Source organism: Microbacterium xerophyticum, assembly GCF_053543555.1.
In genome coordinates this window covers 5,704-15,980 of sequence record NZ_JBLVOB010000004.1, presented here as the reverse complement: position 1 = coordinate 15,980, position 10,277 = coordinate 5,704, and the positions used below count along the sequence as shown (strand labels likewise).

Below are 10,277 nucleotides of genomic sequence, written 5' to 3'. Positions count from 1 at the left end.
ACTACGAACGCGACTGGGGGAGCGAGGAATGGACGCGCGGCGCGTACGCCGCGAGCTTCGACCTCGGCGGACTGCACCGCTACGGCAAGGACCTGCGCACCCCGGTCGGACCGATCCACTTCGCCTGCAGCGATCTCGCCGGCGCCGGATACCAGCACGTCGACGGCGCCATCCGCATGGGCCACCTCGTCGCCTCCGACATCGTGGACGCGAGCCGGGCGACCGGCGGTGCGGCCACCAGTGCGGCGGCCGGGAGCGCGGAATGAGCGGCGCGATCGTCGTCGGGTACACCGCGACGGATGCCGGAGCCGATGCCGCAGCGCTCGGAGCGCGCCTGGCGCGCAGTCTCGGCGCGCGGCTGCACCTGGTCATCGTGCTGCCATCCGAGGGCACGCGCAGCGCGGCCGTCCCGCCGGAGCGCGCCTACGAGGACGTCATCCGCGCGCAGGGCAAGAAGTGGCTCGCCGAGGCGATGACTCGCCTGCCGCAGGAACTCACGCGCAGCGGGCACGTCCGCCTCGGAGAGTCGTTCGCCGAGGGACTGATCGCCGCCGGCGAGGAGTTCGGCGCACGCCTGATCGTCGTCGGCGCCGCCGAGGGCGCTGGTTTCGGCCGGCACCGACTGGGCGGCGTGGCATCCGCCCTCGTGCACTCCTCGCCGATCCCGGTGGCGCTGGCACCCGCGGGGACCGCGCAGGAGACGGTCGACGTCGTCCCGCGCATCACGGCGGCGCTCGGCACGCGTACCGGCGCCGACGTGCTCCTCGACGAGGCCGTGGCGATGGCCACCGACAGCGGCACCTCTCTGCGCCTCGTGTCGCTGGTGCCGTTCGATGTGCCGCCCGGTCTCGACACCGGAGCGATCCGCGTCGTCGCCGGAGGCCACGCCGATGAGGTGCTGGCCACCGCGAAGAACGCGCTGCCGGACGACGTCGAGGTGTCGGCCGAGCAGGCGCCGGGGGACAGCGTCGAGGATGCCGTCACGCACCTGTCGTGGCTTCCCGGCGAGGTCGTCCTCGTCGGCTCGAGCCGCCTCGCCCAGCCGCGCCGCCTGTTCCTCGGGTCCACCGCAGCGAAGATGCTTCGCGTGCTCCCGGTTCCCATGATCGTCGTGCCACGCACCCGCACAGGTGCCCAGGTCGAAGGAGACCTCACATGAGCACCACCCCTCGCGCCACGGATTCCGCACCCGAACCTGCCCCCGTCACGGGAGGCCTCTCGCAGAAGGGCCTGAGCGCAGGGACCGTCGGCCTCATCGGTGCCGTCGTCATCGGCATCTCCTGCATCGCGCCCGCGTACACGCTCACCGCGGCGCTGGGCCCGACCGTGTCGGAGGTCGGATTCCAGGTACCGGCCATCATCCTGATCGGCTTCATCCCGATGCTCCTGGTCGCGTTCGGCTACCGCGAGCTCAACCGCTCCATGCCCGATTCCGGCACCTCGTTCACCTGGGCCGCGCGTGCGTTCGGCCCGTGGGTGGGCTGGATGGCCGGCTGGGGACTGATCGCCGCGACCATCCTGGTGCTCTCGAATCTCGCCGGCATCGCCGTGGAGTTCCTGTTCCTGCTGATCGACCAGATCGCGGGAAGTCCGGGCACGATCGCCGAGCTCGCCTTCAACCCGTTCATCAACGTCGCCGTCTGCCTGCTGTTCATGCTCGGGGCGACGCTGATCTCCTACCGCGACATGCAGACCACGCAGAAGCTGCAGTACGTGCTCGTCACGTTCCAGGTGCTCGTGCTGGTGATCTTCTCGGTCGCCGCATTCGTGCATGTCGCGCAGGGCAACGCGTTCGACGCGAGTCCAGTGGAGCTGTCGTGGTTCAACCCGTTCGCGGTCGGCTCGTTCACGGCGGTCGTCGCGGGGCTGTCGCTGTCCATCTTCATCTTCTGGGGGTGGGACGTGACCCTCACGATGAACGAGGAGACCAAGAACCCCGAGAAGACGCCCGGTCGCGCAGCGACTCTCACGGTCATCACGATCGTGGTGCTCTACCTGCTGATCTCGGTCTCATTGCTCGCCTTCGCGGGAAGCGGCACCGAGGGCCTCGGGCTCGGAAACGAAGATATTCAGGCGAACGTCTTCTTCTTCCTGTCGGGGCCCATCCTCGGTCCGCTCGCCTTCCTCGTCTCGCTCGCCGTGCTCACCAGCTCGGCGTCGTCGCTGCAGTCGACGTTCGTCTCACCCGCGCGCACCCTGCTCGCGATGGGGCACTACGGCGCCCTGCCCTCGCGGTTCGCCAAGGTCAGCCCGAGGTTCTTCACGCCTGGGTATGCGACGATCGTCTCGGCCATCGTCGCGTCGGTGTTCTACGCGATCATGAGGTTCGTCAATGAGAACGTCCTGTGGGACACGATCACCACGCTCGGCATGATGATCTGCTTCTACTACGGCCTCACCGCATTCGCCTGCGTCTGGTACTTCCGCAGGCAGTGGTTCGATTCGATGCGCAACATCTTCTTCACGCTGCTGTTCCCGCTGGTGGGCGGCATCATCCTCGCGGCGCTGTTCGTCATCACGCTCGTGGAGAGCATGGACCCCGATTACGGCAGCGGCACGGAGTGGTTCGGTCTGGGGAGCGTCTTCGTGCTCGGCGTCGGGATCATCGGCCTCGGCATCATCATCATGATCTGGCAGGCGATCAAGCGCCCTTCCTTCTTCCGCGGTGAGACGCTGTCGATGGACGCGCCGCCCAGCCTGCGACGCCGCTGAGACCCCACCATCCCCGCACAGAAAGAGAGCACGATGACAACCGCACCCAATGAGAAGGCCCTCCTGGATCGTGTCCCGTCGGGACTCTTCATCGGCGGCCAGTGGGTGGACGCCGAAGGCGGGCGCACGTTCGATGTGCGCGACCCCGCGACCAATGCCGTGATCCACTCGATCGCGGATGCGACGCCGGAGGACGGCATCCGCGCACTCGATGCCGCGGTCGAGGCCCAGGCCTCATGGGCCGCGACCCCCGCGCGCACCCGCAGCGACATCCTGCGCCGCACGTTCGATCTCGTGCAGGAGCACAAGGAGGACCTCGCTCTCCTGATGACCCTCGAGATGGGCAAGCCGCTCGCGGAGTCGCGCGGCGAGGTCGTGTACGGAGGGGAGTTCCTGCGGTGGTTCAGCGAGGAGGCCGTGCGCATCACCGGTCGGTACGGCTCCAACCCCGAGGGCACGGGGCGCATGGTCGTCTCGCAGCGTCCGGTCGGGCCGTCCTTCTTCATCACACCGTGGAACTTCCCGTTCGCGATGGCGACGCGCAAGATCGCGCCGGCGCTCGCCGCAGGATGCACCGTGGTGATCAAGCCTCCGGCACTGACCCCGCTGACCACGATGTTCTTCGTCACACTGCTGGAGGAGGCAGGGCTTCCCGCCGGCGTGGTCAACGTCGTGCAGACGTCGTCGTCGTCCAAGCTCTCGGCTCCGATCATCGCCGACCCGCGGTTGCGCAAGCTCTCGTTCACCGGGTCGACTGAGGTGGGGCGCAGGCTCATCGCCCAGGCGGCGGAGGGCGTGCTGCGCGTGTCGATGGAGCTCGGCGGCAACGCGCCGTTCGTCGTCTTCGACGACGCCGACCTCGACAAGGCGGTGGACGGCGCGATGCTCGCCAAGTTCCGCAACATCGGCCAGGCGTGCACGGCGGCGAACCGCTTCATCGTGCACGCCGACGTGGCAGAGGAGTTCGCGCGCCGCGTCACCGAGCGCGTGCAGGCGATGAAGATCGGGCGCGGAACCGAGGACGGCGTCACGATCGGCCCCCTCATCGATGCGGATGCCGTGTCGAAGGCCGGCGAACTCGTCGACGACGCGGTGGGCCGCGGTGCGAAGCTGCTGGCCGGAGGGCACGCGCTCGACGGCGACGGCACGTTCTTCGAGCCGACCGTGATCACGGAGGTGGCCGCGGGCAGCGACATCCTCCGCGAGGAGATCTTCGGTCCCGTCCTGGCGATCGCGACCTTCACGGACGAGGCGGAGGGCGTGCGCCTCGCGAACGACACCGAGTACGGGCTCGTGTCCTACGTCTTCACGGAGGACCTTGCGAGGGGTCACCGGATGATCGACGCGCTCGAGACCGGCATGATGGGCCTCAACGTGGGCGTCGTCTCGAACGCCGCCGCCCCCTTCGGCGGTGTCAAGCAGTCCGGCGTCGGCCGCGAGGGCGGATTCGAGGGCATCCACGAGTACCTGTCGACCAAGTACACGCTGATCCCGAACTGAGAGGACCGATCATGACCGACTACGCCGTCGTCAACCCGGCCACGGGCGAGACACTCGCCACCTACGACACCTTCACCGACGCGCAGATCGAGCGCGCGATCGCCGCGGCCACCGACGCGCACCGAGAATGGTCGCGCTCCTCGACGGTCGCCGAACGGGCATCGCTCCTGCGCCGCGCGGCGGAGCTTCATCGAGAGCGCCGCGAGGAACTCGCCGACATCTTCGTGCGTGAGATGGGCAAGCCCCGCGAAGCAGCGCTCGGCGAGGTCGACTTCGCGGCCGACATCGCCGAGTACTACGCCGACCAGGCCGAGGCGATCATGGCCGACCAGCCGATCGCGATCCTCGGCGAGGGGTCGGCGATCATCCGGCGCGACTCGCTGGGGCCGCTGCTGGGAATCATGCCGTGGAACTTCCCGGCGTACCAGATCGTCCGCTTCGCCGCGCCCAACCTGGTCGTCGGCAACACGATCCTGCTCAAGCCCGCACCTCAATGCCCCGAGTCGTCGAACGCGATCGCCGACATCTATCGCACCGCAGGGTTCCCGGACGGTGCGTATCAGAACGTGCTCGCCACGAACGAGCAGATCGCCGGCATCATCGCCGATCCGCGCGTGCAGGGCGTCTCCCTGACGGGTTCCGAGCGCGCGGGCGCTGCGGTCGCCGAGGTGGCGGGGCGCAATCTCAAGAAGGTCGCGCTCGAGCTCGGTGGCTCCGACCCCTTCATCGTGCTGTCCACGCACGACATGGATGCCACGGTGCAGGCCGCCGTCGACGCGCGCCTGGACAACAGCGGCCAGGCCTGCAACGGCGCGAAGCGCTTCATCATCGTGGACGATCTGTACGACGAGTTCGTGGAGAAGTTCGTCGCGCGCATGTCGATCGTGCCGGCGACCGACCCGATGCAGGACGACACCGTGCTCGGACCGCTCGCATCGCTCGCAGCGGCGGAGCACCTGCAGAGCCAGGTCGACGGTGCGGTCGAACAGGGCGCGACCCTGCTCACCGGAGGCACCCGCGACGGCGCCTTCTTCGCACCGACGGTCCTTGCCGATGTGACGGCGAAGATGGATGCGTACCGTGAGGAGCTGTTCGGTCCCGCCGCCGTCGTGTACCGCGTCGCGGACGAGGACGCCGCGGTGGAGCTGGCCAACGACACGGCCTTCGGCCTGGGCTCGTACCTCTTCACGACGGATGCCGAGCAGGCCGAGCGGGTCGCGGATCGGATCGAGGCGGGCATGGTCTATGTGAACCTCGTGCTCGCCGACAGCCCTGAACTGCCGTTCGGCGGAGTCAAACGCAGCGGCACCTCGCGCGAGCTCGGCCACCTCGCCGCGGACGAGTTCGTGAACAAGAAGCTCATCCGCACGGCCTGAGGGCTGAATCTGCTGGAGCGTGCGGTGGCGCTACCGTTGGACGCATGAAGGTCGAACGAGTCTCCCGCACGCAGTCCGTCGTCGACGGGCTGCTCGACGAGATCATCGCCGGGCGGCTCGTCGCTGGCGAGACCCTTCCCGCGGAGGCCGATCTCGCGGCGCTGCTCGGCGTCTCGCGGTTGACGCTGCGTGAGGGCGTGCGACTGCTGCAGGCGCAGGGCGTCATCGTCCCCGTACCCGGCAGCAGGCACCGGATCGCACCGGTCGACGAATGGACCGGGCTGGAAGCCGTCGTGCGCGTGGCCCGCAGCGGGGGAGCCCGTCGTCGCTCATCGCTCGACCTGATCGACATGCGTGTGATGTTCGAGACCGGCGCGGCCGAGCTCGCCGCCCCGCGGTGCACGGATGAGCACATCGCGAAGCTCGAGTCGATGCTCGCCCTGATGCGCGCGGCGCACGACAACGGCGATGTCCCGGGTTTCGTGGATGCCGACCTCGCGTTCCACGACGTGATCTTCGCAGCCGCGGACAACCGCATCCTCGTCGCATCCGTGCGTCCGCTCACCACGATGCTGCAGGACTCGCGCACCGAGACGAGCTCAGTGCGCGACATCCGCGAACACGCGATCGTCGAGCATGCGGCGGTGCTCGAGGCGATGCGCACGCGTTCTGCGGATGCCGCGCGCGAGGCCATGGCGAGTCACATGCGCCAGACCCGAGACGACCTGCTGCAGTACGTGCTGGGCGAGTAGACGCCACGATTTTGCGGAAGCGCGAACGGGGCGTACTCTCGTTATCTGATATCGGATAACGACCTCCGAGAATCTCGCATACCGCAGCAGATCCTGGACGAAGGAGTTCCCATGCACCTCGACGCGCTTCTCGCCTCCCTGCCCGAGCCCGTCCGGATCGGCGCCGACGAGGTCCGCGCCGCCCTCGACCCGCACGGCGTGCTCGTCGTGCTGGACGACGATCCCACCGGAACCCAGTCGGTCTCCGGTCTCCCGGTGCTGACCCGCTGGGAGCACGAAGACCTCGCCGGCGCGTTCGCGACCGGAGCCGCGGCCGTCTACGTGCTGACCAACACCCGGTCGCTCGATGAGGACACCGCCGCCGCGCGCAACCGCGAGGTCGTCGCCGTGGCCCTCGCCGCGGCATCCGAGGCCGGCCGTCGTGTGACGTTCGTCTCGCGGAGCGACTCGACGCTCCGCGGTCATTTCCCGCTCGAGACCGATGTGCTCGCCCGAGAGATCGTCGCGCACGGCGGTACGGCTCCCGAGCTCGTCCTGATCGTCCCCGCCTTCCCCGATGCCGGACGCATCACGGTCGAGTCGGTGCACTACTGGGTCACGGGCGCCGAGGCGACGCCGGTGGGGGAGACGCCGTTCGCGCAGGACGCGACGTTCGGGTTCGCCGCGTCCGATCTGCGGGAATGGGTCGCCGAGAAGACCGCAGGACGCATCGCCTCGGACGACGTGGCGGCCCTGACGATCGGCGTCATCCGTTCGGGTGTCGACGCAGTGGTGTCCTTCCTCCGCGACGTGCCGACGGGGTCGGTCGTCGTGGTCGACGTCGTGGAGGAGACCGACATGCGCGTCGTCGCGCTCGCACTTCACCGCATGCGCGATCGCGACGTGCTGCTGCGTGTCGGTCCGCCGTATGTGCGCGCGCACATCGGGCAGGAGATCGCCGAACCCGTCGTCGCCGAGGACATCCCGTTCGCCTACGACCGCGGCGGACTCGTCGTGGTCGGCAGCCATGTGCCGCTCACCACCGAGCAGCTCGAGGAGCTGCGTCGTCAGCGACCGGACACCGTCACGATCGAACTCGACGTGCGTCAGCTGATCGATGAGCGCCGCGATGCCCACCTCGATGCCCAGGCGGATGCCGCGGCGCAGGCGCTCGCGAACGGCACGGTCATCGTGCACACCACCCGCGAACTCGTCACCGGAGCCGACGGCGACGAGAGCCTCGACATCGCACGCAAGGTGTCAAGCGGCGTCGTCGACCTGGTGCGCCGCGTGCTCGCACTCGCGCCGCCCCGGTTCGTGATCGCGAAGGGCGGCATCACCTCGAGCGACGTCGCGAGCGAGGCGCTCGAGATCCGCCGGGCCACGGTACTGGGACCGATGCTCCCCGGAATCGTCTCGCTGTGGCAGCCCGAGACGGGCCCCGCCGTCGGCATCCCCTACATCGTCTTCGCCGGCAACGTCGGCGACACGGATTCTCTGGCCCGCGTCGTCTCGACGCTCGCCGACGCCAATGGAAAGGAACAGCGATGACCTCCACCGTCGCCGTCATCGGTCTGGGAGCCATGGGGCTCCCGATGGCCACCCGTCTCGCCGAGCGCTTCGAGGTGCGCGGCTTCGATATCGCCGCAGAACGCATCGCTCTGGCAGCGGAGAAGGGCGTCACTCCGGCGGACTCCGCGGCGGACGCCGTCGCCGATGCCCAGGCGGTTCTCGTGGCAGTGCGCACCGGCGAACAGCTGAACGGACTGCTGTTCGGCGAGACCGGCCTCGCGTCGCACCTGGCCGACGGCGCGGTCGTCATCCTCACCAGCACCGTCGGGACCGACGGCATCGCCGACATCGCCGCACGTCTGGCCGAGAACGGCGCACAGCTGGTGGACGCACCGTTGTCGGGAGGACCAGTGCGCGCCGGAGAGGGAGATCTCCTTATCGTCGTCGGCGCAACCCCTGCCGCGCTCGAGGTCGCACGACCCGTGCTCGATCAGCTCGCGTCCACGCTGTCGATCGTGGGCGACAAGCCCGGTGACGGACAGGCGCTGAAGACGGTCAACCAGCTGCTGTGCGGCGTGCACATCGCCGCCGCAGCCGAGGCGCTCGCACTCGCCGACGCCCTCGGACTCGACCGTGAGAAGACGCTCGAGGCGCTCACCGCGGGGGCCGCGAACTCGTTCATGCTCGGCAACCGCGGACCTCGTGCGCTGCAGGCCTATGACGAGGACGGCGCCGAGGTGCTGAGCCGCCTGGACATCTTCGTCAAGGACATGGGCATCGTGGGCGACGCGGCTCGTGCCGCCCACCTCTCGACTCCCGTCGCGAACGCCGCCGAGCAGCTGTTCCTGCTCGGCGAGGCCCAGGGCCTCGGTGCGCACGACGACTCCGCCGTGATCCGCGTGATCGCCCCCGAACGACGCTCCTGACCCACACCCCACCCCGGTGCACTCGCGCCGGAGAACTGAAAGAAGAGATCCAGTGACGCTCCCTCTTCCCGCGTTGATCGCGATCGGAATCGCAGGCCTCGCCCTGCTGCTCCTGCTGATCATCCGCTTCAAGATGCAGGCCTTCTACGCCCTGATCCTCGTCTCGATCGTCGTCGGCCTCGCCGCCGGTCTTCCGATGACGAACATCACGGCGGATGACGGCACCGTCGAACGGCTCGGCATCATCCAGGCGATCATCGCCGGTGTCGGCGGAACGCTCGGCTCCGTCGCAGTGCTCGTCGCCCTCGGATCGATGCTCGGCAAGATCATCGAGCTCTCCGGCGGTGCGGAGTCGCTCGCCGGGAAGTTCACCAAGTGGCTCGGCCCGAAGCGGGTCGGCATCGCCCTGGTGATCGCGGCGGCCATCCTCGCGATCCCGGTGTTCTTCGATGCCGGCTTCATCATCCTCGTGCCGATCATCTTCGCGTTCTCGAAGGTCGCCGGTCTCAACCCGATCAAGTTCGGGCTCCCGGTCGCAGGCATCATGCTCGCGGTGCACGTCGCCGTCCCGCCGCACCCCGGCATCGTCGGCGGTGCGACGATCCTCGGCGCCGACATCGGCTGGGTCACGATCTTCGCGCTCCTCGTGTCGATCCCGCTCGCGGCGCTGTCCTTCTGGGTGGGCAAGCTGATCAACCGCCGCGAGTTCGCGATGATCGAGGCGACCAAGGAGATGTTCGAGAGCTTCGGCAACGACCAGCCCTCCGCGAACGCGGGCCTCCGCGACGGTGAGAAGGCGCCCAGCGCCTTCACCGTGCTCGGACTGATCCTGCTGCCGCTCGTGCTCATCATGCTCGGCACCGCCGTGGCGCCCGCGTTCGAGGCCGGCAGCTTCTGGAACAGCTTCCTGTCGATGATCGGCCAGCCGATCTTCGCGCTCATGGTCGCGATCGCCGCGGCGATGTTCTTCCTCGGCGTGCGCCGCGGGTGGTCGGCCGCGAAGCTCGGCGAGGTCATGGAGTCGGCACTGCCCGCCGCAGCCGTCATCATCCTCGTGACGGGTGCGGGTGGCGCGTTCGGCAAGATCCTCACCGAGACCGGCATCGGCGGTGCGGTCGCCGAGGTGCTCGCGGGCTCGGGCATGCCGCTGCTGCTCGCCGCGTTCCTCATCTCGCTCATCATGCGCGCGGCGCAGGGATCGGCGACGGTCGCGATCACGACGACAGCGGGTCTGCTGCTGCCGTCGGTCGCCGTGCTCGGCCTCGACACCATCCACGTCGCCCTCGTCGCTGTCGCGATCGGCTACGGTGCTCTGGGCCTCAGCCACGTCAACGACTCCGGCTTCTGGGTCGTCACCCGCTATCTCGGTCTGTCGGTCAAGGACGGCCTGCGCACCTGGACGCCTCTGACCACCGTGCTCGGTGTCACCGGGTTCCTCCTCACCTGGATCCTGTACGCCGCGATCCCGATCGGCTGACGATCGCAGAAGGGCGCCCCCCTCCGCGAGCGCGGAGGAGGGG

General features: G+C 68.9%; 9 protein-coding genes. All 9 read left to right on the top strand.

Features of this window, described 5'->3' with window-relative positions; translation table 11 throughout:
- A partial coding sequence (locus ACNPNP_RS02610; RefSeq protein WP_448964523.1) for an FAD-dependent oxidoreductase occupies positions 1–266 on the top strand: 266 nt, incomplete at its 5' end.
- Positions 263–1,159 carry a universal stress protein gene (locus ACNPNP_RS02605; RefSeq protein ID WP_448964522.1) on the top strand — a complete coding sequence of 299 codons (897 nt, stop codon included), beginning with the start codon at positions 263–265 and terminating at the stop codon, positions 1,157–1,159. The genes ACNPNP_RS02610 and ACNPNP_RS02605, both read left to right, overlap by 4 nt.
- Positions 1,156–2,712, top strand: a complete 1,557-nt coding sequence (locus ACNPNP_RS02600) for an APC family permease (protein WP_448964521.1) — start codon at positions 1,156–1,158, stop codon at positions 2,710–2,712. The genes ACNPNP_RS02605 and ACNPNP_RS02600 overlap by 4 nt, the downstream gene beginning before the upstream one ends.
- A gap of 33 nt (positions 2,713–2,745) precedes the next feature.
- The gene (locus tag ACNPNP_RS02595) at positions 2,746–4,212 is read left to right on the top strand and encodes an NAD-dependent succinate-semialdehyde dehydrogenase (RefSeq protein WP_448964520.1); all 1,467 of its coding nucleotides are present in this window, start codon (positions 2,746–2,748) and stop codon (positions 4,210–4,212) included.
- Positions 4,213–4,223: 11 nt separating this feature from the next.
- Positions 4,224–5,588 (top strand): NAD-dependent succinate-semialdehyde dehydrogenase, encoded by a 1,365-nt coding sequence (locus tag ACNPNP_RS02590; RefSeq protein WP_448964519.1) that lies wholly within the window; start codon positions 4,224–4,226, stop codon positions 5,586–5,588.
- 44 nt (positions 5,589–5,632) lie between these two features.
- Positions 5,633–6,340, top strand: coding sequence for a FadR/GntR family transcriptional regulator (locus ACNPNP_RS02585; RefSeq protein WP_448964518.1), 708 nt, complete (start codon positions 5,633–5,635; stop codon positions 6,338–6,340).
- Between the two features lie 111 nt (positions 6,341–6,451).
- Positions 6,452–7,870, top strand: a complete 1,419-nt coding sequence (locus ACNPNP_RS02580) for a four-carbon acid sugar kinase family protein (protein ID WP_448964517.1) — start codon at positions 6,452–6,454, stop codon at positions 7,868–7,870.
- Positions 7,867–8,757 (top strand): NAD(P)-dependent oxidoreductase, encoded by an 891-nt coding sequence (locus ACNPNP_RS02575; RefSeq protein ID WP_448964516.1) that lies wholly within the window; start codon positions 7,867–7,869, stop codon positions 8,755–8,757. The genes ACNPNP_RS02580 and ACNPNP_RS02575 overlap by 4 nt, the downstream gene beginning before the upstream one ends.
- Before the next feature lie 52 nt (positions 8,758–8,809).
- Positions 8,810–10,234, top strand: coding sequence for a GntP family transporter (locus tag ACNPNP_RS02570; protein WP_448964515.1), 1,425 nt, complete (start codon positions 8,810–8,812; stop codon positions 10,232–10,234).
- The last annotated feature ends 43 nt before the right edge of the window (positions 10,235–10,277 follow it).

What these genes read in the sequence shown, in the direction of transcription:
- ACNPNP_RS02575 (WP_448964516.1), top strand. Translation starts at nt 7,867, where the DNA reads ATGACCTCCACCGTCGCCGTCATCGGTCTGGGAGCCATGGGGCTCCCG.
- ACNPNP_RS02590 (WP_448964519.1), top strand. Translation starts at nt 4,224, where the DNA reads ATGACCGACTACGCCGTCGTCAACCCGGCCACGGGCGAGACACTCGCC.
- ACNPNP_RS02595 (WP_448964520.1), top strand. Translation starts at nt 2,746, where the DNA reads ATGACAACCGCACCCAATGAGAAGGCCCTCCTGGATCGTGTCCCGTCG.
- ACNPNP_RS02600 (WP_448964521.1), top strand. Translation starts at nt 1,156, where the DNA reads ATGAGCACCACCCCTCGCGCCACGGATTCCGCACCCGAACCTGCCCCC.
- ACNPNP_RS02580 (WP_448964517.1), top strand. Translation starts at nt 6,452, where the DNA reads ATGCACCTCGACGCGCTTCTCGCCTCCCTGCCCGAGCCCGTCCGGATC.
- ACNPNP_RS02585 (WP_448964518.1), top strand. Translation starts at nt 5,633, where the DNA reads ATGAAGGTCGAACGAGTCTCCCGCACGCAGTCCGTCGTCGACGGGCTG.
- ACNPNP_RS02605 (WP_448964522.1), top strand. Translation starts at nt 263, where the DNA reads ATGAGCGGCGCGATCGTCGTCGGGTACACCGCGACGGATGCCGGAGCC.